The organism is Duganella sp. 3397, from assembly GCF_031456625.1.
Lineage (GTDB): Bacteria > Pseudomonadota > Gammaproteobacteria > Burkholderiales > Burkholderiaceae_D > Rugamonas > Rugamonas phyllosphaerae.
In genome coordinates this window covers 166,193-191,496 of record NZ_JAVDVB010000006.1, presented here as the reverse complement: position 1 = coordinate 191,496, position 25,304 = coordinate 166,193, and the positions used below count along the sequence as shown (strand labels likewise).

At 61.3% G+C, this 25,304-nt stretch carries 27 protein-coding genes; 18 read left to right on the top strand and 9 right to left on the bottom strand.

Features of this window, described 5'->3' with window-relative positions; translation table 11 throughout:
* Positions 1–12: 12 nt before the first annotated feature.
* The 3 genes from J2X54_RS20725 to J2X54_RS20715 all read right to left on the bottom strand — a co-directional run bounded on the left by J2X54_RS20725 (position 13) and on the right by J2X54_RS20715 (position 3,411).
* Positions 13–1,875: a GspE/PulE family protein gene (locus J2X54_RS20725; RefSeq protein ID WP_310183178.1), complete on the bottom strand. Its 1,863-nt coding sequence runs from the start codon at positions 1,873–1,875 to the stop codon at positions 13–15.
* A gap of 57 nt (positions 1,876–1,932) precedes the next feature.
* Positions 1,933–2,718 carry a spermidine synthase gene (locus J2X54_RS20720; protein WP_310183176.1) on the bottom strand — a complete coding sequence of 262 codons (786 nt, stop codon included), beginning with the start codon at positions 2,716–2,718 and terminating at the stop codon, positions 1,933–1,935.
* A 168-nt stretch (positions 2,719–2,886) separates the two neighbouring features.
* Positions 2,887–3,411: a glycine zipper 2TM domain-containing protein gene (locus J2X54_RS20715; RefSeq protein ID WP_310183175.1), complete on the bottom strand. Its 525-nt coding sequence runs from the start codon at positions 3,409–3,411 to the stop codon at positions 2,887–2,889.
* Positions 3,412–3,865: 454 nt separating this feature from the next.
* Between J2X54_RS20715 and J2X54_RS20710 the strand changes: the two genes are divergently transcribed.
* The 5 genes from J2X54_RS20710 to J2X54_RS20690 all read left to right on the top strand — a co-directional run bounded on the left by J2X54_RS20710 (position 3,866) and on the right by J2X54_RS20690 (position 9,101).
* Positions 3,866–4,252: a barstar family protein gene (locus tag J2X54_RS20710; protein WP_070249586.1), complete on the top strand. Its 387-nt coding sequence runs from the start codon at positions 3,866–3,868 to the stop codon at positions 4,250–4,252.
* A gap of 111 nt (positions 4,253–4,363) precedes the next feature.
* Positions 4,364–4,975 carry a phosphoribosylglycinamide formyltransferase gene (purN, locus tag J2X54_RS20705; protein ID WP_070249490.1) on the top strand — a complete coding sequence of 204 codons (612 nt, stop codon included), beginning with the start codon at positions 4,364–4,366 and terminating at the stop codon, positions 4,973–4,975.
* Between the two features lie 39 nt (positions 4,976–5,014).
* Positions 5,015–6,316, top strand: a complete 1,302-nt coding sequence (locus J2X54_RS20700) for an RsmB/NOP family class I SAM-dependent RNA methyltransferase (RefSeq protein ID WP_070249489.1) — start codon at positions 5,015–5,017, stop codon at positions 6,314–6,316.
* 96 nt (positions 6,317–6,412) lie between these two features.
* On the top strand, positions 6,413–7,750 hold the full coding sequence (locus J2X54_RS20695) for a mechanosensitive ion channel domain-containing protein (protein WP_310183170.1): 1,338 nt from the start codon (positions 6,413–6,415) through the stop codon (positions 7,748–7,750).
* Positions 7,751–7,898: 148 nt separating this feature from the next.
* Entirely contained in the window at positions 7,899–9,101 is a 1,203-nt protein-coding gene (locus J2X54_RS20690) for a fatty acid desaturase (protein WP_071651657.1), read from the top strand.
* A gap of 115 nt (positions 9,102–9,216) precedes the next feature.
* Here J2X54_RS20690 and rpmG read toward each other — a convergent pair whose 3' ends face one another.
* From rpmG to J2X54_RS20670, 4 genes are all read right to left on the bottom strand, one after another.
* A complete protein-coding gene (gene rpmG, locus J2X54_RS20685) occupies positions 9,217–9,384 on the bottom strand; it encodes a 50S ribosomal protein L33 (protein WP_019922928.1) in 168 nt (55 codons plus the stop codon).
* A 13-nt stretch (positions 9,385–9,397) separates the two neighbouring features.
* A complete protein-coding gene (gene rpmB, locus J2X54_RS20680) occupies positions 9,398–9,634 on the bottom strand; it encodes a 50S ribosomal protein L28 (protein ID WP_026637479.1) in 237 nt (78 codons plus the stop codon).
* A 153-nt stretch (positions 9,635–9,787) separates the two neighbouring features.
* The gene (gene radC, locus J2X54_RS20675) at positions 9,788–10,462 is read right to left on the bottom strand and encodes a DNA repair protein RadC (protein WP_070249486.1); all 675 of its coding nucleotides are present in this window, start codon (positions 10,460–10,462) and stop codon (positions 9,788–9,790) included.
* A 155-nt stretch (positions 10,463–10,617) separates the two neighbouring features.
* Complete coding sequence (locus tag J2X54_RS20670) at positions 10,618–11,838, bottom strand: chloride channel protein (protein WP_310183163.1); 1,221 nt, start codon at positions 11,836–11,838, stop codon at positions 10,618–10,620.
* A 111-nt stretch (positions 11,839–11,949) separates the two neighbouring features.
* Here J2X54_RS20670 and J2X54_RS20665 point away from each other — a divergent pair, with 111 nt between their 5' ends.
* The 6 genes from J2X54_RS20665 to J2X54_RS20640 all read left to right on the top strand — a co-directional run bounded on the left by J2X54_RS20665 (position 11,950) and on the right by J2X54_RS20640 (position 17,305).
* Entirely contained in the window at positions 11,950–12,402 is a 453-nt protein-coding gene (locus J2X54_RS20665) for a peptidylprolyl isomerase (protein ID WP_070249484.1), read from the top strand.
* Positions 12,403–12,426: 24 nt separating this feature from the next.
* Positions 12,427–13,389: a 4-hydroxy-3-methylbut-2-enyl diphosphate reductase gene (gene ispH / locus J2X54_RS20660; protein ID WP_310183159.1), complete on the top strand. Its 963-nt coding sequence runs from the start codon at positions 12,427–12,429 to the stop codon at positions 13,387–13,389.
* Between the two features lie 239 nt (positions 13,390–13,628).
* The gene (locus tag J2X54_RS20655) at positions 13,629–14,558 is read left to right on the top strand and encodes a branched-chain amino acid ABC transporter permease (RefSeq protein ID WP_310183156.1); all 930 of its coding nucleotides are present in this window, start codon (positions 13,629–13,631) and stop codon (positions 14,556–14,558) included.
* Positions 14,559–14,568: 10 nt separating this feature from the next.
* Positions 14,569–15,786, top strand: a complete 1,218-nt coding sequence (locus J2X54_RS20650; RefSeq protein ID WP_310183153.1) for an ABC transporter permease subunit — start codon at positions 14,569–14,571, stop codon at positions 15,784–15,786.
* Positions 15,787–15,797: 11 nt separating this feature from the next.
* The gene (locus tag J2X54_RS20645; protein ID WP_070249480.1) at positions 15,798–16,571 is read left to right on the top strand and encodes an ABC transporter ATP-binding protein; all 774 of its coding nucleotides are present in this window, start codon (positions 15,798–15,800) and stop codon (positions 16,569–16,571) included.
* Positions 16,571–17,305 (top strand): ABC transporter ATP-binding protein, encoded by a 735-nt coding sequence (locus tag J2X54_RS20640; RefSeq protein ID WP_310183150.1) that lies wholly within the window; start codon positions 16,571–16,573, stop codon positions 17,303–17,305. Before J2X54_RS20645 ends, J2X54_RS20640 begins: the two co-directional genes overlap by 1 nt.
* A gap of 218 nt (positions 17,306–17,523) precedes the next feature.
* Here J2X54_RS20640 and J2X54_RS20635 read toward each other — a convergent pair whose 3' ends face one another.
* Positions 17,524–18,084, bottom strand: coding sequence for a phasin family protein (locus J2X54_RS20635; protein WP_070249478.1), 561 nt, complete (start codon positions 18,082–18,084; stop codon positions 17,524–17,526).
* 380 nt (positions 18,085–18,464) lie between these two features.
* Here J2X54_RS20635 and J2X54_RS20630 point away from each other — a divergent pair, with 380 nt between their 5' ends.
* The 3 genes from J2X54_RS20630 (at position 18,465) to pbpG (ending at position 21,311) form a co-directional block, all read left to right on the top strand.
* Entirely contained in the window at positions 18,465–19,373 is a 909-nt protein-coding gene (locus J2X54_RS20630; RefSeq protein WP_310183147.1) for a DMT family transporter, read from the top strand.
* An 8-nt stretch (positions 19,374–19,381) separates the two neighbouring features.
* Entirely contained in the window at positions 19,382–20,074 is a 693-nt protein-coding gene (locus J2X54_RS20625) for a nitroreductase (RefSeq protein ID WP_310183145.1), read from the top strand.
* A 148-nt stretch (positions 20,075–20,222) separates the two neighbouring features.
* Positions 20,223–21,311 (top strand): D-alanyl-D-alanine endopeptidase, encoded by a 1,089-nt coding sequence (pbpG, locus tag J2X54_RS20620; RefSeq protein ID WP_310183143.1) that lies wholly within the window; start codon positions 20,223–20,225, stop codon positions 21,309–21,311.
* On the opposite strand, the gene J2X54_RS20615 is transcribed toward pbpG, so the two are convergent.
* A complete protein-coding gene (locus J2X54_RS20615) occupies positions 21,293–22,072 on the bottom strand; it encodes an IclR family transcriptional regulator (protein WP_310183323.1) in 780 nt (259 codons plus the stop codon). The two genes, pbpG and J2X54_RS20615, sit on opposite strands and share 19 nt — an antisense overlap.
* Before the next feature lie 106 nt (positions 22,073–22,178).
* On the opposite strand from J2X54_RS20615, the gene J2X54_RS20610 reads away from it, so the two are divergent.
* The 4 genes from J2X54_RS20610 to J2X54_RS20595 all read left to right on the top strand — a co-directional run bounded on the left by J2X54_RS20610 (position 22,179) and on the right by J2X54_RS20595 (position 25,269).
* Entirely contained in the window at positions 22,179–22,562 is a 384-nt protein-coding gene (locus J2X54_RS20610; protein WP_310183142.1) for a diacylglycerol kinase, read from the top strand.
* A 101-nt stretch (positions 22,563–22,663) separates the two neighbouring features.
* On the top strand, positions 22,664–23,674 hold the full coding sequence (locus tag J2X54_RS20605; protein WP_070249585.1) for a sulfate ABC transporter substrate-binding protein: 1,011 nt from the start codon (positions 22,664–22,666) through the stop codon (positions 23,672–23,674).
* A 99-nt stretch (positions 23,675–23,773) separates the two neighbouring features.
* Entirely contained in the window at positions 23,774–24,412 is a 639-nt protein-coding gene (locus J2X54_RS20600; protein ID WP_070249474.1) for a peroxiredoxin, read from the top strand.
* Between the two features lie 80 nt (positions 24,413–24,492).
* Positions 24,493–25,269, top strand: a complete 777-nt coding sequence (locus tag J2X54_RS20595) for a sulfite exporter TauE/SafE family protein (RefSeq protein ID WP_070249473.1) — start codon at positions 24,493–24,495, stop codon at positions 25,267–25,269.
* The last annotated feature ends 35 nt before the right edge of the window (positions 25,270–25,304 follow it).

Genomic DNA, 25,304 nt, shown 5'->3' with positions numbered 1-25,304 from the left:
CTTGCTCGGCGCTCAGGTTCCATGGATTCCCGCCTTCGCGGGAATGACGGATTTGATGGCGGCGGTATTTTCCGGCTGGACGGATTTGACGGCGGCAGCATTGTTCGACTGGTTGGTCAACGCCGCCGTCGCCTTCAGCACCTCGTCCGCTGTCGTCACGCCTTCGGCGATCTTGAGCGCGCCGGCGATGCGCAGCGGTTTCATGCCGTCGGCGATGGCCTGGCGGCGCAGCGCGTGGACGTCGGTTGCCGCGCGTATCTGTTCGCCGAATGGCTCGCTCACCGTCAGCAGTTCGTACAGGCCGGTGCGGCCGCTGTAGCCGGTCTGCCTGCACTCGGCGCAGCCCACCGCACGATAAATGGCGGCCGGCTTGGGCATATTCCAGGCGCCGCCGAGGCTGTGCCACAGGTCGTCGGCCAGTTCGCCGTCGGGCGCCTTGCAGTTGTCGCACAGCGTGCGCACCAGGCGCTGCGCCATGATGCCGATCAGCGTGGCCTCCAGCAGGTAGTAGGGCACGCCCAGTTCCAGCAGCCGCATCACCGCCGACGGCGCGTCGTTGGTGTGCAGGGTGGAGAGCACCAGGTGGCCGGTGAGCGCGGCCTGGATCGCCATTTCGGCCGTGGCCAGATCGCGGATCTCGCCGACCATGATGATGTCCGGGTCTTGCCGCATCAGCGCGCGCACGCCGTCGGCAAAGGTCAGATCGATGGCCGGGTGCACCTGCATCTGGTTGAAGGCCGGCTCCACCATCTCGATCGGGTCTTCCACCGTGCACACATTGACCTCCGGCGTGGCCAGCGCCTTGAGCGTGGTGTACAGGGTGGTGGTCTTGCCCGAGCCGGTGGGACCGGTCACCAGGATGATGCCGTGCGGACGGCGCGTGAGGCTGTCCCAGCGCGCGGCGTCGTCCACCGGGAAGCCCAGTTCCGGCAGGGTTTTGACCACCACGTCGGGATCGAAAATACGCATCACCAGTTTTTCGCCGAACGCGGTGGGCAACGTGGACAGGCGCAGTTCCACTTCCTGGCCGCCGGCAGTGCGGGTCTTGATGCGGCCGTCCTGCGGCCGGCGCTTTTCGATCACGTCCATGCGGCCCAGCAGCTTGATGCGCGCGGTCATGGCGATCATCACCACCGCCGGCACCTGGTACACCTGGTGCAGCACGCCGTCGATGCGGAAGCGGATCGAGGCCATGTCGCGCTTGGGTTCGAGGTGGATGTCGGACGCGCGCTGCTCGAACGCGTATTGCCACAGCCAGTCGACGATGTTGATCACGTGCTGGTCGTTGGCATCGACCTGCTTGCTGGCCTTGCCCAGCTCGACCAATTGTTCGAAGTTGTTGCGCAGCGCCAGTTCGTTGCTGTTGCTTTTATTTGCCTTCTTGATCGACTTGGCCAGGCTGAAGAACTGCGTGGTGTACTGGGCGATGTCGAGCGGATTGGCGATCACGCGGCGGATCGAGCGACGCGACAGGCGCGCGATTTCCGCTTCCCACTCGGTGGCGTTCGGATCGCAGGTAGCCACCACCAGCGTGTCTGGCGTCAGTTCCACCGGCAGGATGTGAAAGCGCGCCGCGTAGCTGGCCGACATCACGTCGGCCACCTTCGTAAAATCGATCTTGAGCGGGTCGATGCGGATAAACGGCAACTGGTGGCGCTGGGCCATCCACTCGCACAGGGCGTCGAGCGTGAGCAGCTTGTGCGGCGGCTGGGCCGAGAGCAGCTTGCCGTGGGCCACCGCGCACAGCGGGTGCATCGGGCTGTTCTTCATGATGGCCTGGCTGTGGGCGTAGAGCGTATTGATCTCGCTCTTGCGCACCATGTTGTCGGCCAGCAGCCAGTTATAAATATCTTGCAGATCGAGCGGTGCGGCCATGCGTAGCTCCCACTGGCTAGGCGCCGGACCGTTCCGGCGCCGCTGCTGCATTACTGCTTATTTCGCCAGGCTGGCGGTAATGCCCTTGACCCACGACTTGGCCGGCAGCTTGGTCTCTGCAAAAATCTGCGCCGCCCGCGCGGTGAGCGCTTCGATGTCGATCAAGCGCTGGCGCTTGAAGGCGATTGCCACGACGTTGCCGTCATGGACTTCCGGCAGGCAAATCACCTGCGCGAACGCGAACTTGATGGCCTTGATATTGCGCGCGTAACTCGGATGGTCGCCAAACAGGTTCACCGTCATGATGCCATCGTCCCGCAGGCAGCGGTTGCACGCCTGGTAGAACTCGGCGGTGTCGAGCACCGGGCCGCGCGCGGTGGCGTCGTACAGGTCCACTTGCAGGGCGTCGATGGTGTCCGCATTGGCCTCGTCGTTGACGAAGTCGAGCGCATCCATTTCCAGCACACGCAGGCGCGCGTCGTTTGGCGGCAGCTTGAACATCGACTCGCAAATGGCGATCACCGATGGATTGAGCTCCACCGCCGTGATGGTGGCTGCCGGGAACGTGACGTAGCTGAACTTGGTGAGCGTGGCCGTGCCCAGGCCCAGCTGGGCCACGTGGCGCGGTTGTTCCTGCCACAGCATGGCGGCCATCATCTGCTGTGCGTATTCGAGCTCTGGCCAGTTGGGCTTGCGGATCCGCATCGCGCCTTGCACCCACTCCGTGCCGAAATGCAGGTAGCGCACGCCGTCCTGTTCGGACAGCGTGACCGGCGCAAACTTGGGCTTGCGCGCCGGGCGGGAGGATTCTTCTTTTTCGATGGATTTACGTTTGATCAGCATGGGGGCGGGTTGGTCGATAAGGCGGGAATGAAGCCGCATTATCCCGCGTGGGCGACGCCAGCGGCAAGCCGTATGTGCATGGGACCCTTGAAGCAGACCGGGGTCGGACCCTGGACAGGGTCCGACCCCAAGTGGTACGGCATGCGTGTTGCGGGAAGGTGGTGGGGATTAGCGCTGCATCGGCTCGATCGCCACGCGCAGGCGCAGGCGTTCGCCGGGGTCGTACGACATCACGTCGGTGTAGTTGCGGCCGCGATATTCGTAGGTGACCTGGTAGCCGGAGGTACGCGATTCCCAGTGATCGACCGTGCGGCACTGCTTGACTTGCTGTTCCTGGTAGCCGCCGTTGCCGGAATTGTTCGAGTTCTCGGTACGGTCGCCGATCACGGCGCCGGCGATGGCGCCCGCTGCGGTGGCTGCCGAGCGGCCGCTGCCGCCGCCCACCTGGTTACCGGCCAGGCCACCGATCAGGCCGCCAATGATGGCGCCGCCGACGCCGCGCTGTGGAGGCGGCTGCTGGACTTGCACATATTCGGTACGGCATTCCTGGCGTGGACGGTTGATCTGCTCGACCTGCGGGGTGACGCGCACCACGCGGCCGTAATCTTCGAAATCGGCGGCGCTGGCAACTTGTGCGAACGGCAGGGCGCTGACGCAAAGGGCGGCCGCGATAATTTTGGTGTGCAGGCTCATGTTCGATACCTCGTGTTGTTTGACTGTCGGTGGTGCGTGTCAGGGACTCTGAGACGCATGATCGTATGGTAGTCCGGTTGGCGGCGCGGGGCCAGTGGCTAACTAGTATCTGTGGCAACAAATTGTAACAGCGGGCTAGAAACACCGCGCCAGGGGAATTCTCAAGGAATGTGCCGATTTCGTCTTAAAACCCCGTCAGAATGTTCCAGTTTTAACAAATATTGCGCCATGAATCAACTTCGTGTTGATCTGGGAGGAACAACACGTTACCCTAATAAGCGTATGGGATTCAAAAACATGTTGAATCGACCACGGTTGGCACGGACCCGCCCGCCGTGTTAAGTGGACAGGTGCTCAAATTATTTACTCATTAATTCACAAGTTAGGCACTCTCGACAATAAAGTGGACACACCGTACATGCCTGGTCAGATCGAGGGAAACGAGACATTGCTGATGACCGTGCCGGCCAACCTGGTGCAGTCGATCCGCGCCTTCCGCGTGGTCGAATTGCAGGAGGAGGCCGCGCGCCTTGGCCACCACTTCCTGTATGCGCACCCGCAGGCCGGCGCCACCAAGCAGCAGGTGCTGGGCCTGATCGCCGAATCGTTCCAGTTTCCCAAGGGTATAGGCAAGAATTTCGACGGTCTGCGCGAGACGCTGACCACGACCATGGCCAATGCCGGTCACCAGGAAGGTTTCCTGGTCGTGCTCGAGCAATTGCCCAATGCCCAGAAATTTGACAAGGAAGCGCGCGAAACCCTGCTCGATGTCTTCCGCGATGCGGCCGATTACTGGGCTGAAAAGCAGGTTCCGTTCCGCGTGTTCTACTCGTTCGAGTAAGGCGACTCTACCGGTTGCTCGCGCGCTGATTACTGCTGCGCTGCAACATTTGACCGCGTCGAGGCGGCATTTTCTGGTCCGGTCCGTGTGGACAAGGTACAATGTCGGCCTATGAAAAACATCGTCATCCTCATTTCAGGTCGCGGAAGCAACATGGAAGCGATCGTGCGCGCGGCCCAGGCCGAGCGTTGGCCGGCCCGTATTGCCGCCGTGATCGCTAACCGTGCCGATGCAGGCGGGCTCGCGTTTGCCGCCGCGCATGGGATTGCTGTAGCCGTGGTCTCGAACAAGGATTACGCCAGCCGCGAAGCGTTCGACGCCGCCCTGCAAACCGTTGTCGACGGCTTTGCCCCCGACCTGGTGGTGCTGGCCGGCTTCATGCGCATCCTGACGCCAGGTTTCGTCGATCATTACGCCGGCCGCATGCTCAATATTCACCCGTCGCTGCTGCCGCTGTTTCCGGGCCTGCACACCCATGCGCAGGCGCTAGCTGCGGGCGTGACCGAACACGGCGCGACCGTGCATTTCGTTACCGCCGAACTGGACCATGGTCCGGCCGTGGCGCAGGCAAAAGTGCCGGTGTTGCCCGGTGATACGCCCGATACGCTGTCGGCACGGGTGCTGGTCGAAGAACACAAGCTGTACCCGCAGGCCGTGCGCGATGTCCTGGCAGGCAAGCTGACGATGGTGCAAGAACATACCCGGGTCCTCGAAGCATCGTAGACCGCAGAAACACAGCAGACATATTAACCAAGGATTTCCATGAGATTGCCTCCAGCGATACTCGCCAACGCCGAAGAAGTGTTGCGCGAGATTTTGCGCTTTGCCGCGCCAGCCGATACCACCCTGTCGCGCTATTTCAAAGACCACCCGCGCCTGGGCGGCCGTGAACGCGGCGCCGTTGCCGAGTGCGTGTACAACGTGCTGCGCAACAAATCGTTTTATACCGATTTCTCCGAGGCGGGCGGTGGCGCCACCATGCGTCGCCTGACCTTGCTGGGCATGGCCGACGCCGTTGGTGTCGAGTCGCTGGGTGGTCTGACCGACGATGAAGTGCAGTGGGTCGAGCGCATTTTGCAAATCGACCGCAAGGTGATGCACAAGTCGAGCCGATCGAACATGCCCAAGTGGCTGTTCGACAAGCTGGTGGCGCAAATGGGCGAAGAAGAAACCCTGCTGCTGGCCGATGGCATGAACCAGCCGGCGCCGCTGGACCTGCGCGTGAACGCCATCAAGGCGAACCGCGACGACGTCATCGCTACCCTGGCCGAAGCGCCGATCCGCGCCACGCCCACGCCGTTCGCGCCGCTGGGCCTGCGCGTGCTGCAAAAGCCGCAGCTGCAAAACCTGCCGTTGTTCAAGGACGGCCATATCGAAGTGCAGGACGAGGGCAGCCAGATCCTGTCGGCCGTGGTCGGCGCCAAGCGCGGCGAAATGGTGGTGGACTTTTGCGCCGGCGCCGGCGGCAAGACGCTGGCACTGGGCGCGACCATGCGCAACACCGGCCGCCTGTACGCGTTCGACGTTTCCGAAAAACGCCTGGCCAAGCTCAAGCCGCGCCTGGCGCGCAGCGGCCTGTCCAATGTGCACCCGGTGCTGATCGCGCACGAGCGCGACGCCAAGATCAAGCGCCTGGCCGGCAAGATCGACCGCGTGCTGGTCGATGCGCCGTGCTCGGGCCTCGGTACCCTGCGCCGCAACCCGGACGTGAAATGGCGCCAGCAGGAAAGCGCTGTCGCTGAAATGCAGGTCAAGCAAGCCGCGATCCTGGACGGCGCCGCGCGCCTGCTCAAGGGCGGCGGCCGCCTGGTGTACGCCACCTGCAGCTTCCTCGACGAAGAGAACGACTTCATCGCCAACCAGTTCCTGGCAGCCCACCCGGACTTCGAGCTGGTACCGATGAGCAAAGTGCTGGCCGAGCAGAAGATCGACCTGGACATGGGCGACTTCCTCAAACTGCTGCCGCACAAGCACCAGACCGATGGCTTCTTCGCTGCCGTTTTCGAGCGCAAGCCGATGGCCAAGAAGGTCGTGCCGGTGAAAGACGAAGCAGAAGAAGAGTAACTTTTATACCCCGCACAGCCCCCTCTGGGGTCGGACCCCGCACGGGGTCCGACCCCTTTGCTTTGCGGGTTCCAATACCACACCACAGATCCCACGATGACACCACAACAGCCGCTGCTTAAACTGATCGACGACATTACCGGCGACTTCAAGAATATTTTGCTGGTGTGGCAACTGGGCGCCATCGTTGCTTCCATCGTGTTGGGCTGGACCCTGGCCAGGATGTTGCGTACCCGTTTCGGGCGCAATGAAAACCAGGGCAACGTGGCCCGCTTCGGCGTCGAAAGTTTCGGCAGCGTGATGGGGCCGCTGGCCATCATGTGTTTGCTGTGGATATCGCGCCTGGTGTTGCGCCAATACATGCCGCACACCAACCTGATCAACGTGGCCATGCCGATCTTCGGCGCGCTGGCGGCGATCCGCTTCACCTTCTATATCTTGCGCCGCGTGTTCGCGCGTCATCGCGAGGTCAGCCCTGGCATGGTCTCGTTCGAAAAACTGTTCCAGTTGCTGGTGTGGGCCGCTTACGTGCTCTACATCACCGGCATGTGGGACGAAGTATTCTATTTTCTCGATCACACCTTCTTGCCGCTGGGTAAGTACAAGGTCACCATCGCCGACATTTTGCAGGCCGCCATCTCGGTGGTGGTGCTGTTGATGCTGGCGCTGTGGGCCGGTACCGCGCTCGAAGAGTGGCTGATGAAAATGCAGGGCATGCACACCAACCTGCGGGTGGTGGTGTCGCGCACCGCGCGCGCCGTGCTGATCCTCGTCGCTGTGCTGCTGAGCCTGTCGCTGGTGGGAATCGACCTCACCGTGCTGTCGGTGTTCGGCGGTGCGCTCGGTGTGGGTCTCGGTCTCGGCCTGCAAAAGATTGCCAGCAACTACGTGTCGGGCTTCGTGATCTTGCTCGACCGTAGTCTCACCATCGGCGACATGATCACGGTCGACAAATTCAGCGGCCGCGTTACGCAAATCAACACGCGCTACACGGTGTTGCAGGGCCTGGACGGCATGGAGTCGATCGTGCCGAACGAAATGCTGGTGTCGGGCGCGGTGCAGAACTCGTCGCTGACCAACAGCATGGTCAATATTGCGACCAAGGTCTCGGTGGCGTATGAAACCGACGTGGACATGGTACTGGCGCTGCTGGAAGAGGCGGCGCGCACCGTGCCACGCGTGCTCAAGGACAAGGGACCATCGGCCACCTTGCTCAGCTTTGGGGCTGACGGGCTCGACCTGCAACTGAGTTTCTGGATCAGCGATCCGGAAAACGGCCGCGGTGGTGTGACGTCGGATGTCAACCGCGCGATCTGGCGCGCGCTCAAGGAAAACCAGATTTCCGTGCCATTCCCGCAGCGAGAAATGCGCATCCTCGGCACCCTGCCCGATGCGATGTTGCCGGTAGAAAGCACGACCGTGCCGAAAACTTAGTCAGGGCCGGTTGGACCAAGATCGTCAACTCGGCGTTAAATCATCGTACAATGACGTACTGTGCATGAGACAGATTGACTTTTTGCGCCTGTTTTAACCTGCAATGTTGGCGGTTCCGCCTCGTTGCATGGCAGGCCTCTTTTGGAGAATGAGCTTGAGTTTACACGCTGTACTGGATTTTCTGGCTAATGGTGTTACCCGCCTGAGTGCCTGGGAAGTGTTTTTTTACACGCTGATCGTGACTCACATCACCATCGCCAGCGTGACGATTTATCTGCACCGCCACCAGGCGCACCGTGCGCTCGAGTTGCATGCGATCCCCAGCCATTTCTTCCGTTTCTGGCTGTGGCTCACCACGGGCCAGGTCACCAAGGAGTGGGCGTCAATCCACCGCAAGCACCACGCCAAGTGCGATACCGAAGAAGACCCGCACAGCCCGGTCACGCGTGGCATCAAAAAAGTATTCTGGGAAGGCGCCGAACTGTATCGCGCCGAATCGAAAAACCTGGAAACCATGGAAAAGTACGGTCATGGCACGCCTGACGACTGGATCGAGCGCAACCTGTACACGCGCTTTTCGGCTTCGGGCGTGGTTGCGCTGTTTTTCATTAATTTCGCCCTGTTCGGCGTGATCGGTATCAGCGTGTGGGCCGTGCAGATGATGTGGATTCCGGTCACCGCTGCCGGCATCATCAACGGCATCGGCCACTACTGGGGCTACCGCAACTACGATTGCAGCGATGCGGCCACCAACATCATCCCGTTCGGCATCCTGATCGGTGGCGAAGAATTGCACAACAACCACCACACGTTTGCCACGTCGGCCAAGCTGTCGTCCAAGTGGTACGAGTTCGACATCGGCTGGGCGTATATCCGCGCGCTGGAAATCGTCGGCCTGGCCAAGGTCAAGCGCCGCGCACCGGAGCCCAAGTTTGCCAAGGGCAAAATGGAAGCGGACTTCGACACCCTGGCGTCCGTCATTGCCAACCGTTACGACGTGATGGCCAAGTACGCCAAGTCGGTCAAATCGGCCTGGAAGGAAGAGCGCGAGCACCTAAAAGAGAAGGCCCAGCTCGAATCGCGCTTCCTGCGTTCGTCGCGCAAGCTGTTGCAGCGCGAACCGGGCAAGCTGGCGGCGCCGCAGCAGGAGCAGCTGATCGAGCTGTTCCAGCACAGCAAGGCGCTGGAAACCATGCACACCATGCGCGTGGAGCTGGGCGTGATCTGGGAGCGTTCGCACTTCACCCGCGAGCAGCTGCTGCACAAGCTGCAAGACTGGTGCAACCGCGCCGAAGCGTCGGGCATCAAGTCACTGCAGGAGTTCTCGCTGCGGTTGCGCAGCTACGCTTGAGCGATCGCTGCTGGTAACAAAGGCCCCGCATCATGCGGGGTTTTTTTCGTCCCGATACAACGTCGGAGACGAAAAAAAACCACCCGAGGGTGGTTTTTCAGGAAACGGCGATCAATTACTTGATCTTGGTTTCTTTGTAAGCGACGTGCTTGCGTGCTTTAGGATCGAACTTCATGATCTCCATTTTAGCAGGCATGGTGCGCTTGTTCTTGGTGGTGGTGTAGAAGTGACCAGTACCTGCGGTCGATTCCAGCTTGATTTTGTCGCGGCCAGTTTTTGCCATGGTAGCTCCCTAATTAGACTTTTTCGCCACGGGCACGCATGTCGGTCAGAACGGCATCGATGCCGACCTTGTCGATTACGCGCAGACCAGCGTTGGACAGACGCAGGGAGACCCAGCGGTTTTCAGATTCAACAAAAATACGACGGTTCTGCAGGTTAGGCAGGAAACGACGTTTGGTTTTGTTGTTTGCGTGGGAAACATTGTTGCCGACCATCGGCTTCTTCCCAGTAACTTGGCAAACACGTGCCATAACGCACTCCTTAAAAGACATTCCACAATTGGAAAAACGAGAGTATATCCAAAAAACTTAGGATATTCAATGACTTGTGAAAAACAATGGTGTCATATGCATCTGGTAAAATTTAACAATTGCGCGTAAACCCTTGAGCCAACAGGGGTAAACCTATAATTGTCCGTGCTCGGCGAACGAATGGACGTGCTGCCCGGCCACCACAAAATGATCGAGGATGCGGATATCGACCAGCGCCAGCGCCTGCACCAGGGCCCTGGTGAGCCGTAAATCGGCCTCGCTCGGGTCTTGCGTGCCCGACGGATGGTTGTGGGCCAACATGATGCTGGCGGCATTGCGCGCCAGCGCTTCCTTGACTACCTCGCGTGGATACACACTGGTGTGGGTCAAGGTACCGCGAAACAATTCCTTCACATCGACCAGGCGGTTTTTGACGTCGAGGAACAGCACGTAGAACGATTCGAAGGTGCGGCCATTGAACAGCAGCCGCAGGTATTGCTTGACCGCTTGCGGCGAGCCCAGCGTAGTGGGGTTGCGCAGCTCCTCGAGCATGGCGCGCCGGGCCAGTTCCATCACCGCCTGCAGCTGGGCGAACTTGGCCGGTCCCATGCCGTTAATTGCCGAGAACTCGAGCAGGGTTGCGCCGAATAGTCGTTGCAGGGAACCGAAGTGGTGCATGGCCTGCTGACCCAACTGGACCGCGTCGCTGCCACGCACGCCCACGCGCAGGAAGATTGCCAGCAATTCCGCATCGGACAGCGCGCCGGCGCCATCACGGATCAGGCGCTCGCGCGGACGCTGGTGTTTCGGCCACTGGTTGATCGTCATCGGGATTCTCCGCGCGGATGGTCTGGCCATTATGCGCAGCAGGCGCAGCGCCGAACCGGCGCATATCAAGCGTGCGGCGGTTAGCGCCGCTCGCGGCAGGGCGAGGCGCTGCCGGTGCGTGTGATCAGCGCTTCGGTTCCTGCCGGGACAGGTTGTTAGCCCGGTTTTGGATAGAGCAGGCGCTGCGCGGCATAAATGCCGTGGCGCCCAGAAACCAGGTAGCTGACCGCGCAGCCCACAGCTGCGTACGCGGCGATGTCGAAGCCGAACAGTTCGATAGCGATGATGGTGGAGGCCAGCGGCGTGTTCGACGCACCGGCGAACACGGCGGCCAGCCCAACGGCCGCCAGGAACGGTGGCGGGAGCTGCAGCAGGGGCGCCAGTACGTGGCCGAGCGTGGCGCCCACAAAAAACAGCGGCGTCACCTCGCCGCCTTTGAAGCCGCTGGCGATCGACCAGGCGGTCATGACCAGCTTGACCAGGAAATCCTGAGGCGCCACCTGGCCCGAGAACGCTTGCTGTAGCACCGGCAAGCCCAGGCCCAGGTAGCGGTCGGCGCTACTCACTGTCATGGCAAAAATCACGATCGCCACGCCGCCGATGACCGGGCGCAGCAGGCTGTTGGACACCCAGCGCTTGAACAAGCTGGAGAAGCCACGGATCGCGCCGCTGAACGCCCGCGCCGCCAGGCCGAACGCCACGCCGGCCACGGCCACCAACAGCAACGGCAGCCAGCCCAGCGCCGGCATGGCGCCAGCGGCGTAATGCATATGGTGGGCGCCCAGGCCCAGCGTGACGAAGTGCGCGACCACGGCCGACAGCAGGCAGGGCAGCAGGGCGCTGGCGGCCATGCCGCCGATCGCCACCACCTCGATGCCCCAGATGGCGCCAGCAACCGGCGTGCCGAACACGGAGGCGAAGCCGGCTGCCATGCCGGCCGTGATGATCACGGTGCGGGTGTGATCGCTCACCTTGAACAGTTTGCTCAGCTGGTCGGACAAGGCGCTGCCCATCTGCACCGCCGTACCCTCGCGCCCGACCGACGCGCCGAACAGGTGCGAGGCCAGGGTGCCGAACAACACCAGCGGCGCCATGCGCAGCGGGATGGTTTTCGTGGGCACACGGGTTTCGTTGATCAGCAAATTAATGCCGGCGTCGCTGCCGGCGCCAAAGCGCCGGTACAGCCACGCCACCGCGAAACCGGCCACCGGCAACAGCCAGATCAGCCAGCGATATTGGCCGCGCCACTGCGTGACCGCGTCGAGCGCGAGCAGGAATGCGGCCGAGGCAGCGCCGGCCAGCACGCCGATCAGGCATGACAGGGCAAACCACTTGAGTAGCGTGGCAAAAATCGGATATTTGAATTGATGCGCCATGGGGCCGATTATAGTTTGCGCAGGCAATATCGCGTACCTGACCAGGTGACCGGGCCGAATCAGGCAAGGTGGCTTACAATACAGCCTTTGTCAGCTTACCGAATTCACGTCATGTCTAACGAGCAACCTGTCGTCACCCCGTCGGCCTATCTCACCCTGCATTACCGCCTGGCCTCCGTGGATGGCAAAGATATCGTCACCACTTTTGGCGGCACGCCGGCCACGCTGATGCTGGGCCAGGGGCAATTGGCGCCGGTGCTCGAAGAACTGCTGCTCGGCATGCCGGAAGGCACGCACAAGACCTTCGAGCTCGAACCTGGCGTGGGCTTCGGTCCGCGCAACCCGGAACTGATACGGGAAGTCTCGCGCGCCACGCTCGACGCCAACTCGGCGCCCGATGCCGACTACAAGATCGGCGACCTGGTGGATTTTGCCGCGCCCGGTGGCGGCCGCTTTGCCGGCATCTTGCGCGAGCTCGGTACGGAAACCTGTTTATTCGATTTCAACCACCCGCTGGCTGGCCAGCCGTTGAAATTCGAAGTGAACCTGATCTCGGTGCTGTGAAGACTGAACCATGAGGACTGAACCATGAGCGATAAAGAAATCCTGTTGGCCCAGCCGCGCGGCTTTTGCGCCGGCGTCGACCGCGCCATTGAAATCGTCGAGCGCGCGCTGAACCAGTTCGGCGCGCCGATCTACGTGCGCCACGAAATCGTCCACAACGCCTATGTCGTGGCCGACCTGCGCGCCAAGGGCGCGATCTTCATCGAAGACCTCGACGATGTCCCGGCCGGCAATACGCTGGTGTTCTCGGCGCACGGCGTCTCGCGCGCGGTGCGGGCCGAGGCCGAGTCGCGCGGCCTGTCGATTTTCGACGCCACCTGCCCGCTGGTGACCAAGGTCCACGTGGAAGTGGCCAAGATGCGCAAGCAGGGCTGCGAGATCATCATGATCGGCCACCAGGGCCACCCCGAAGTGGAGGGCACCATGGGCCAGACCGATCAGGGTATGTACCTGGTGGAAACCGTGGACGACGTCGAACACCTGGTGGTGACCAAGCCCGACCAACTGGCCTACGTGTCGCAGACCACGCTGTCGGTCGATGACACCATTGAAATTATCGCCGCGCTCAAGCGCAAGTTCCCGGCGATCATCGAGCCGAAGAAGGGCGACATCTGCTACGCCACCACCAACCGCCAGGAAGCCGTCAAGTTCATGGCGCCGCAGGTGGAACTGGTGATCGTGGTGGGCAGCCCCAACAGCTCCAACTCCAACCGCCTGCGCGAAGTGGCCGAAAAGATGGGCACGCCCGCCTACATGGTCGATAACGCCTCGCAGATCGACCCGGCCTGGCTCGACGGCAAGCTGCGCGTGGGCGTCACTGCCGGCGCCTCGGCGCCCGAAGTGCTGGTGGAGGCGGTAATCTCGCGGTTGAAAGAGTGCGGCGTGCGCAGCGTGCGTCCGCTCGATGGCGTGGAAGAATCGGTGACCTTTCCGCTGCCCAAGGGCCTCGATGGTCCCAAGCTTGCACCAGTCCAGGGCGTTCTGTAAAGACGGCCTCAACAGCAGCGGAATTTAATTCAGCAACTGCTCAGTTATTCCGCTGTTAGTTTTTCCAGAATCTCGCTATCATTGCCTCGCTTTTAAAAGCTTGTCGTTTCGTCTTTAATCAATATTTTTGGTACGAAACTTGCATGACGAATACGTAGCCAACTGCGGCACTACGGGAACTTGCTTTCCGGGTGCCGTTTTTGTTACGTGGTGCAGGCATAACATAGTAAAGGTTCTCCATGGATACCCTTATCCAACAAATTATCAATGGGCTGGTGCTCGGCAGCATGTACGCACTGGTCGCGCTCGGTTACACCATGGTGTACGGCGTGCTCAACCTCATCAATTTCGCCCACGGCGACGTCCTGATGATCGGCGCCATGACCGGTCTCACCATTCTCAACCTGCTCAACCAGTACGCGCCCGAGATGCCCGGCTATATCAAGCTGGCGATTGCCATCGGCGGCGCGATTCCCGTGTGCATGATCGTCAACGTGCTGATCGAGCGGGTCGCTTACCGACGACTGCGCAACGCGCCGCGCTTGGCGCCCCTGATTACCGCGATTGGCGTGTCGATCCTGCTGCAGACGATCGCCATGATGATCTGGACCCGCAACCCGCTGCCGTTCCCGCAACTGCTCTCGCCGGAACCGGTGATGATCGCCGGCGCGCTGATCTCGCAGACCCAGATCCTGCTGCTGGTGCTCGCTGCCACCTCGATGGTCGGCCTGGTGCTGCTGGTGGAAAAAACCAAGATGGGCCGCGCCATGCGCGCCACGGCCGAAAACCCGCGCGTGGCCGGCCTGATGGGCGTCGATTCCAACAAGGTCATCGTGCTGACGTTTGCACTGGGCGCAGCGCTCGCTGCTGTCGCTGGCGTGATGTGGGGCGCCAACTATGCCTCGATCCAGTTCGCCATGGGCTTCTTGCCCGGTCTGAAAGCGTTCTGCGCGGCCGTGCTGGGCGGCATCGGCAACATCTACGGCGCCATGATCGGCGGCATCGTGCTGGGGCTGGTGGAAAGCCTGGGCGCCGGCTATATCGGCGACCTGACCGGCGGCTTCCTCGGCAGCCACTACCAGGACATCTTCGCCTTCGTGGTGCTGATCCTGGTGCTCACCGTGCGGCCGTCCGGCATCATGGGCGAGCGCGTGGCCGACCGCGCCTAAGGGGAATACCATGGCTATCCTGAGTTTTGATAAGTCACGCAACCCGCGCAAGGCTTACGCCAGCATGGCGGTGCTGCTGATCGGCTTGCTGATTTTCCCGTTCTTCGCCGCCCAGTTCGGCAATTCATGGGTGCGCATCATCGACATGGCGCTGCTGTACATCATGCTGGCGCTGGGTTTAAATATCGTGGTCGGCTTTGCCGGCCTGCTCGACCTTGGCTACATCGCGTTCTTCGCGGTGGGCGCGTACGTGACAGGGCTGCTGGCCTCGCCGCAGTTCGCCACCTTGCTCGAATCGATGATCTATGAGTATCCGGCCCTGGCCAACAGCCTGGTTGCCGTGCTCGGCCCGGAGATCCAGCAGAATGGCATTCACCTGTCGGTGTGGGCCATCGTGCCGATCGCGGCGGTCACGGCCGGCCTGTTCGGTGCACTGCTGGGCGCGCCCACGCTCAAGCTGCGTGGCGACTACCTGGCCATCGTGACCCTGGGCTTTGGCGAGATCATCCGTATCTTCATGATGAACTTGAACGAACCGATCAATTTCACCAACGGACCGCAGGGCATCAACATGATCGACCCGATCCGCGTGTTCGGTGTCAACCTCGCTGGCGAGGCCGGCTCGCGCGCCACCGTCATGCTCGGCGATTTTGCGATGCCGTCGGTCAATGCCTACTACTATTTGTTCCTGCTGCTGTGCGTGGTGATCGTGTTTGTGACCGCACGCTTGCAGCACTCGCGCCTGGGCCGCGCCTGGGTGGCGATCCGCGAAGACGAGATCGCCGCCAAGGCCATGGGCATCAACACCCGCAACGTCAAGCTGCTGGCGTTCTCGATGGGGGCGTCGTTCGGCGGCGTCGCTGGCGCCATGTTTGCCGCGTTCCAGGGCTTCGTGTCGCCCGAGTCGTTCTCGCTGACCGAATCGATCGCCGTGCTGGCGATGGTGGTGTTGGGCGGCATCGGCCATATCCCGGGCGTGATCCTCGGTGGTGCGCTGCTGGCCTCGCTGCCGGAAGTGCTGCGCCACGTGGTGGAGCCGCTGCAACAGAAGCTGTTCGGCCACGTCGTGATCGAAGCAGAAGTGCTGCGCCAGCTGCTGTATGGCCTGGCGCTGGTGCTGATGATGTTGTACCGTCCGGCCGGCCTGTGGCCGTCGCCCAAGCACGAAGACCGTCCCGACCACGACTCGGACACCAAAGATAAATCGTCCGACACCGTCGCCGCTTGAGGAGTGCAACCATGAATGAGCAGCCAACCATTTTGAATATCGCCGGCGTGAATAAACGCTTCGGCGGCCTGCAGGCGCTGACCGACGTGGGCATCACCATCAAGCAGGGCCAGATCTACGGCCTGATCGGCCCCAACGGCGCCGGCAAGACCACGTTCTTCAACGTGATTACCGGCCTGTACCAGCCAGATACGGGCACCTTCGAGCTGGCCGGCAAGCCGTACTCGCCGTCCGCCCCGCACGAGGTGGCCAAGGCCGGCATTGCCCGCACCTTCCAGAACATCCGTTTATTTGGCGAGATGACGGCGCTGGAAAATGTGATGGTGGGGCGCCACGTGCGCTCGAAGCAGGGCGTGTTCGGCGCCATTTTCCGTCACAAGGCCGCGCGCGAGGAAGAGGCGTCGATCCGCGCCCGCGCCCAGGAACTGCTCGATTTCGTCGGTATCGGCAAGTTTGCCAACCGCACGTCGCGGTTCCTGTCGTACGGCGATCAGCGCCGCCTGGAAATTGCCCGTGCGCTGGCCACCGATCCGCAATTGCTGGCGCTGGACGAACCGGCCGCCGGCATGAACGCCACCGAAAAACTGGCGCTGCGCGAGCTGCTCATCAAGATCAAGCAGCAGGGCAAGACCGTGCTGTTGATCGAGCACGACGTCAAGATGATGATGGCGCTGTGCGACCGGCTGATGGTGCTGGAATACGGCAAGCCGATTGCCGAAGGCCTGCCGGCGGAAATACAGAGCAACAAGGCGGTGATCGACGCCTACCTCGGAGGATCGCACTAATGAGTGGTTTAGCGAATACGAATGTTTTAAAGATCTCCGGGCTCAAGGTTGCCTACGGCGGCATCAAGGCGGTCAAGGGCATCGACCTGGAAGTGAACCAGGGCGAGCTGGTGGCCCTGATCGGCGCCAACGGCGCCGGCAAGACCACCACGCTGAAAGCCATCACCGGCACGCTGCCGGAGTGCAAGGTCGAAGGGACCATCACCTACCAGGGCGAGTCGATGAAGGGCGCCAAGTCCTTCCACCTGGTGGAAAAGAAGCTGGCCATGGTGCCGGAAGGGCGGGGCGTGTTCACCCGCATGACCATCGAGGAAAACCTGATGATGGGCGCCTTCACCCGCAACGACAAGGCTGGTATCGAGTCGGATGTGGCCAAGTGGTTCGACGTTTTCCCGCGCCTGAAGGAACGGGCGCAGCAGCTGGCCGGCACCCTGTCCGGCGGCGAGCAGCAAATGCTGGCGATGGCGCGCGCGCTGATGTCGCATCCGAAATTGCTGTTGCTCGACGAGCCATCGATGGGCCTGTCACCGATCATGGTGGACAAGATCTTCGAAGTGATCCGCAACGTCTCGGCCGAGGGCATCACCGTGCTGCTGGTGGAGCAGAACGCCAAGCTGGCGCTGCAGGCGGCCCACCGCGGTTACGTGATGGACTCCGGCACCATCACCATGACCGGCCAGGCCAGTGCCATGCTCGACGACCCGCGCGTCAAAGCCGCCTACCTGGGCGAGTAAGCTTCGGGGTCAGCGAGTAAGCTTCGAGCTTCGTAAGCTTCGGGGTCAGTGCCGACATTCGGACATTATTGAACTTAACCGCACGGTATTGGTCGTTGTAGTGATGGGTTCGTGTCTAAATGTCGGCACTGACCCCGAAGTGGGGGGGCGAAAAAAAAGCCTCGGAATCCGAGGCTTTCAAGGTCGTCCGTGAAGAACGACAGGAGGTTGCTGCTTGATCAGTTGCGCGCTGGGGCGGCCTTGGCGGCGGCAGCGGTGAACTGGCTGACGGCCTGGTTCAGGTTGGTTTCGATCGACTCGGCGGCCTGCTTGGCGGTACGGGTCATTTGCTCGTAGCCGGCGTTGGCGTTGCCGATGGCCGATTTGAACATGGCGATGGCGTTTTCGCTGCCAGCCGGGGCGTTCTTGCTCACTTCTTCCACCAGCGAAATGACTTTGCGGTTGGTTTCGGCGATTTGGGTTTCGGCAGCTTTGCTGAACTCGGCGCCTGTGCTGGTGGCGATGGTGGCCAGGTGACGGCTGTAAGCCATGGTCTTTTCAGCGGTTGGCTGGGCTTGAGCGGAAGCCAGCGCGAAGAATTCTTGGGGATCTTTGGCCGACAGCAGTTGCTTGGCGGTGTTCGACGACTCTTCCAGCGATGCCTTGGCGGCGGTCAGGTTCAGGTCAACCAGTTTTTCTACGCCTTCGAACGCTTTGTTGGTCAGTGCCGAGAAGATAGCGAACTGGGCTTCGAAGTTCGCTTTGGTCGCATTGGAAAATTGCTCAGGGATCGAAAACATATAACTCTCCAGAAAATAGGGCTTTGAATGAGGTTTCTTACTGTTTTTACTGTCGGTGCGAAACGACCAGAACAGACCAGAATGCAGTCATCCACGTTTCAGACCGAATCACAAATTGTGCAACGCAACAAGACCGATTTTACGGTCTTCAAAAATTAAGTCAAGCGATTTTTTGTGCGTTGCATCAAGGCATGAGTGTTATTTTCTGGTAAGGGAAACGACTGTCGGTTATTGGTGTCCTTGCAAGTGTATATCCGTGCAGAACCGCACCACCAGCGGCCTGCGGCGGCTTCTCCCCATGAGGCCGCTAGTCCCGTGCTAGACTCGACGAGCACCTGTTCGGCATTGCCGAGCCTCTACTAAACTGATAGTAACTTGATATGCCTGACGCTTCCTCTGCAGCACCGGTCTCCGGCCCGGCCTCGTTTCTGTCCCCGGTACCGTTGTTTTTCGTCTTTTTGTGGAGCACAGGCTTCATCGTCGCCAAGTTCGGCCTGCCCTATGCGCCGCCGCTGACCTTCATCGTGCTGCGGTTTTTGTGCGTGCTGGCGATCCTGGCGCCGATGGTCCTGCTGTTGCGTGCTCCCTGGCCACATGGCAAGGTAATGCACATCGCGCTGGCGGGGGTGTTGCTGCACGCCGGCTACCTGGGCGGCGTGGGGTGCGCGATCAAGCTCGGCATGCCGGCCGGACTGTCGGCCCTGATTGTCGGCATGCAACCGATCCTGACCGCCTTCGCCGCGCCGCTGGTTGGCGAAACCGTGCGTCCGCGCCAGTGGCTGGGATTGCTGTTCGGCATAGCCGGGGTGGCGCTGGTGGTGGCTGCCAAGATCGAGCTGGTGGGGTTGTCGTTTGCAGCCATTGCCCTGTGCGTGCTGGCGCTGGTGTCGATCACGGTCGGCACCTTGTACCAGAAACGTTATTGCCCGCAATTCGATTTGCGCACCGGTACCGTGATCCAGTTTGCCGCGTCCACTGTCGTGATCTTGCCGCTGGCTATCGTTTTGGAAGGATTGGGGCCGGACTTTGCTGCGGTGCGGTGGACGGCGCACTTCATCGGCGCCCTGGCCTGGGCCGTGCTGGCGGTGTCGATCGGCGCCATTTTCCTGCTGTTCGCGCTGATCCGGCGCAGCGACGCCACCCAGGTCACCAGCCTGCTGTACCTGACGCCACCGACCACCGCCCTGATGGCGTGGCTGATGTTCGGCGAAGCATTCAACGCCCTCGGCATCGTTGGCATGGCGCTGGCTGTGGCCGGGGTATTTTTTGTAGTCAGTAAATCAAAATAAGGAGCACCATGACGACTCCGGAACAACAGGCGGTGGACGCCGCCATCACGTCGCGCCGCTCGATCCGCGCGTATTTGCCGCAGCCGGTCGCCCACGCAGACATCGAGCAGATTCTGCAGGTGGCGGGCAGGGCGCCTTCGGGCACCAATACCCAGCCGTGGAAGGTGTATGTACTGCAAGACCAAGCGAAGCAGGCGCTGTCCGCCGCCATCCTGGCCCTGCACAACGACCCGGAGCAGGCGCGCCAGCATACCGAGGAATACGCTTATTACCCAACCGAGTGGAAGTCGCCGTTCATCGACCGCCGCCGCAAGGTGGGCTGGGACCTGTACGCGCTGCTGGGCCTCACGCGCGAGAACAAGGCCGGCATGGCTGCCCAGCACGGCAAGAATTACGATTTCTTCGGCGCGCCAGTGGGGCTGATCTTCACCATCGACCGCGTGATGGCGCAGGGTTCCTGGCTCGACTACGGCATGTTCCTGCAAAGCGTGATGGTGGCCGCCCGTGGCCGTGGCCTCGATACTTGTCCACAGGCCGCGTTTACCCAGTATCATCGGGTGATCGCAGCCCAGCTGGCGCTGCCCGACAATGAAATGGTGGTCTGTGGCATGGCGCTCGGCTATGCCGATCCGGGCAAGATCGAGAACACCCTGGTAACCGAGCGCATGGCGCTCGAAGAATTTGTTAAATTTATCTCCTGATGTCTGTTTGAACACAAGTTGTGAAACGCATATGGCGGATCCGCAACCATTGTGGTCAGCAAGGACAATTTTGCTTGCGCTGGCACAGGGTTTTGCTACACTGCAACGATCGATTTGTGAATTTTGTTGGTTCTTCTTGGGGAAATGAATGTATAAACTAGCGCTCAGTGCCGTCATTTCGCTGATGTTTGCCTCTGCCGGCCTGACCACGGCCAGTGTTGCGCAAGCTGCCACGGCGCAATCTGCCGCGTCCAAGAAAGCCCAAGTCAAAAAGGTCAAGGCCCGCCAGACCGTACGCCTGTCCGCCCCCCGGGTGGAAGGCCGCGTGGTCAAGCGCATTACCCGCGTCAACGGCCGCAAGAAAGTCAGCTACCAGCGCCTGATCACGGCCGCCCCGGCGTTTGCCACCATGGGCGACCTGGCCGGCCTGTCCGCTACCCGCGATCCACTCGACCTGAAATCGAACGTGGCGCTGGTGCTCGACCAGGCCAATTCGGAAGTGCTGTTCGAAAAGAATTCCAACATCGCCTTGCCGATCGCCTCGATCACCAAGATGATGACCGGGCTGGTCGTGGTGGAAGCCGAGCAGGACATGGACGAAGTGCTGACTGTTACCGACGAGGATGTCGACCGCGCCAAGTTCAGCAGCTCGCGCCTGCGCGTGGGCGCCCAGCTCACCCGCGCCAATATGCTGCATATCGCCCTGATGAGTTCGGAAAACCGCGCCGCTTCGGCACTCGGCCGCAACTATCCGGGTGGCAAGCCTGCGTTTGTCGAAGCGATGAACGCCAAGGCGCGCGAACTGGGCATGAGCGACACCCATTACGTCGATTCCAGCGGCCTGTCGAAAATGAATGTGGCCAGCGCGCGCGACCTGGCCAAGCTGGCCATGGCTGCTTACGAGCACCCGATGCTGCGCCAGTTCTCCACCGACGCCAACGCCATCGTCGAAGCCAATGGCCGTCCGATGCAGTTCGGCACCACCAATCGCCTGGTCGCCAACCCGGACTGGTCGATCGGCCTGCAAAAAACCGGTTTCATCAACGAAGCCGGCCGCTGCCTGCTGATGCAAGCGGTGATCGAAGGCCGTTCCGTGATAATGGTGTTTTTGGATTCCAAGGGCACCCAGTCGCGGGTGGCCGATGCCGGCCGTATCCGCAAATGGATCGAAGCACTCAAGCCAGCCACGCTCAACATCGGCGCCGGCAGCGCCCCGGTTTATTCCACCGGCATGTAACCGAGGGTGGCGGAGATCTGGTTGGCGGTGACCACCAGGTCTTCCAGCCAGTCTTCCTGCAAGCGGTCGGCCGGCGCCGAGATCGACAGCCCGGCAATCAGTTTTCCACTGTCGTCGCGGATGCCGGCAGCCATGCACCGCACGCCCAGTTCCAGTTCTTCATTGTCGCGCGCGTAGCCGCGTGACTTCACCAGGCTCAGTTCGCGCTCGAGCTTGGACAAATCCGTGATCGAATTCTTGTTATGGCCGGCCAGCCCGGTACGCGTGGCATACGCGCGGATGGCCTTGGGCTCATCGACCGACAGGAACAGCTTGCCGGTGGAGGTGAGGTGCAGCGGCCCGCGCCCACCGATGGCGCGCACCACCTGCATGCCCGAACGCTCGGAGAACGCCCGGTCGATATAGACGATCTCGTCGCCCTGGCGCACCGACAGGTTGATGGTCTGCTGGGTTTTCTTGTGCAGCGCGCGCATGAAGTCGAGCGCCGCTTCGCGCACCGACAGCCGGCTCTTGACCACGTTGCCCAGTTCCAGCAAGCGCATGCCGAGCCGGTAAGTGCCCGGCTCGATGCGGTCGACAAACCGCGTGACCACCATGTCGTTGAGGATGCGGTGGGCGGTGGACGGATGCAATCCCGAGACCTTGGACAATTCCTTGAGGCTGACCGGATCCGGGTAACCCGCCAGCGCGTCGAGCAAGGCCATCATGCGGTCGATGACCTGGATGGTGGTCTTTTGTTCGGTAGGTGTCTCTGCTTTCATCATGCGGTTGGTGCGGTGCAGTAAATTCGATATTTACTTTATACCATAATGTGAAAACAAAGGGCACTTGATGCATAATCTTATCTTTTTACACAGTCCCCAAAACATGGAACCAGTGAGCGAGTTCAAGAGCAAAAGCGGCCTGAAACGGATCTTTTCGGCATTTTTCTATTCGATGGATGGCCTCAAGTCTGCCTGGCGTCATGAACACGCATTCCGCCAGGAACTGGTGCTGTTCATTGTCGCTACCGCCATCGCGCTGGCGCTGCGCATCTCGGCGTTCGAAAAACTGGTGCTGATCGCGGTGATGGTGCTGATCCTGATCGTCGAACTGATCAACTCGGCAATCGAGGCGGTGGTGGACCGGATTTCGCTCGAGCGCCACCCTTTGTCGAAAAATGCCAAGGATTTCGGCAGCGCGGCCGTTTTGCTGGCGTGCCTGCTGGCGGCAGCGACCTGGGGCGTGGTGTTGTTCACTCGTTTCTACTGAGATCCCTATATAAGATTGCGGTATATTGAACTGCTAAAAGCTTAGTTCTCATTTATAAAGGACAGCAGTAATCTGGGAGCCTTCACAACCAGGGGATGTCGATGCTGTCCAAAAAAATTATTGCCGCTGCCATCCTGGCCGCGACCACCGTTGTCACCGCCGCGCCATCGTTCGCTGCAGACATTTCCTTGCTCAACGTGTCGTACGATCCTACGCGCGAGCTGTATGCGGACGTGAACGCCGCCTTTGCCAAGGACTGGAAAGCCAAGACCGGCGACAACGTCAAGATCAAGCAGTCGCACGGCGGATCGGGCAAGCAGGGCCGCGCCGTGATCGACGGGCTGGAAGCGGACGTGGTCTCGCTGGCGCTGGCGTACGACATCGACGCCATCGCCGAGAAAAAGTTGCTGTCGCCGGACTGGCAGAAAAAGCTGCCGCACAACAGCACCCCGTACACCTCCACCATCGTGTTCCTGGTCCGCAAGGGCAATCCCAAAGGCATCAAGGACTGGAACGACCTGGTCAAGCCAGGCATCGCCGTCATCACCCCGAATCCGAAAACCTCGGGCGGCGCCCGCTGGAACCACCTGGCCGCCTACGGCTACGCGCTGCGCCAGCCGGGCGGGACCGAAGCGTCGGCCCGCGATTTCCTCGGCAAGCTGTATAAAAACGTGCCGGTGCTGGACTCGGGCGCCCGGGGCGCCACCACCACCTTCGTCGAACGCGGGATCGGCGACGTGCTGATTGCCTGGGAAAACGAAGCGCTGTTGGCGATCAAGGAACTGGGCCCGACCAAGTTCGACATCATCGCACCATCGGTCTCGATCCTGGCCGAGCCGCCGGTGGCCGTGGTCGACAAGGTGGTGGACAAGCGCGGCACCCGCAAGGTGGCCGAGGCTTACCTGAACTTCCTGTACACCGATGCCGCGCAGGAAATCATCGCCAAGAATTACTACCGTCCGGCAGTGGCGAAGGAAGCGAAGAAATACGCCAGCCAGTTCCCGGCCGTCAAGCTGTTCACGATTGCCGACGTGGCCGGCGACTGGAGCAAAGCGCAGAAGGTCCACTTCGCCGATGGCGGCGTGTTCGACCAGATCTACCAGCCGAAGTAAGCCGGGCGCCAACTGCCCCGGTGTTGTATCTTTGGGCAGAACAAGCGCACAATACGCAGTCCCGGACCCACTGCATGGGTCCTCCTTCAGGAGACGACGATGACTTTACGACTGGGCGACACCGCCCCCGATTTCGAGCAAGATTCTTCGATTGGCAAGCTCAAGTTCCACGAATGGGCAGGTGACTCCTGGGTGGTGCTGTTCTCCCACCCGGCCGACTTTACGCCGGTCTGCACCACCGAGCTGGGGCTGACCGCCAAGCTGAAACCTGAATTCGACAAGCGCAACGTCAAGGCGATTGCGCTGTCGGTCGATCCGGCTGAAAAACACGCGGCCTGGATCAGCGACATCGAGCAGACCCAGGACACCGTGGTCGGCTTCCCGATCATTGCCGACGAAGACCGCTCGGTCTCGTCGCTGTACGACATGATTCACCCGAACGCGTCCACCACCGCCACCGTGCGCACGCTGTTCGTGATCGACCCGGCCAAGAAAGTGCGGCTGTCGCTGACCTACCCGATGAGCACTGGCCGCAACTTCGACGAAGTACTGCGCGTGATCGACGCCCTGCAGCTGACCGACGGCTACACCGTGGCCACTCCTGGCAACTGGAAGGACGGCGACGACGTCATCATTCCGCTGACCGTGCAAGACCCGGAAGTGTTGAAGCAAAAGTATCCGAAAGGCTTTACGGCCGCGCGCCCCTACCTGCGCGTGACGCCGCAGCCGAATAAATAAGCGCATAAGCAAATAACGACGCTGTTGTATGATAATTTCCCTAAAGTAGGTACTCTGCGGCTTACTTTGGGGATTTTTGCATGGATGCATCTTTTGTTGTATCGGGGTTCGCGGTTGGCCTGCTGGTCGGCATGACCGGCGTTGGCGGCGGCTCCTTGATGACGCCGTTGCTGACCCTGCTGTTTGGCGTATCGCCTGCCGTGGCCGTGGGCACCGACCTCGCTTTCGCCTCGATCACCAAGGGCGTGGGCACTGTTACCCACCGCCTGCGCGGCACGGTGCACTGGGATATCGTGCGCCGCCTGTGCATCGGCGCCTTGCCGGCCGCCGTGCTGGCCAGTTTCTGGCTCAAGCATTTTGGCACCCTCAGCCAGGACATCGGCCAGATCATCCGCTACATGATCGCCGGCTCGGTGCTGCTCACCGTGGTCGCCTTGCTGTTCAAGCGCAAGATGCTGGCCTGGATCACCGCCCATCCCGAACGCCAGTTGCAGGGCAAGTCGCTCGCTACCGCCACCATCGTCTCCGGTGCGGTGCTGGGCGTGCTGGTCACCATTTCCTCGATCGGCGCCGGCGCCATTGGCGCCACCTTGCTGGTGATGCTGTATCCGCGCCTGACCCCGGCGGAGGTGGCCGGTACCGACATCGCTTACGCCGTGCCGCTGACTGCGATTGCGGCGGTCGGGCACTGGTGGCTCGGCTCCATCGACTGGAACCTGCTGCTGGCGCTGCTGGTCGGTTCCCTGCCCGGCATTACCCTCGGCGCTTACGTGGCGCGCGCCGTGCCGGAGAAGCTGCTGCGCGGCTTGCTGGCGCTGACCCTGGTCACCGTGGCCTTCAAACTCATAAAAAGCTGATCCTGAAAGCTGATCGTTATAGCTGATTGATCTAA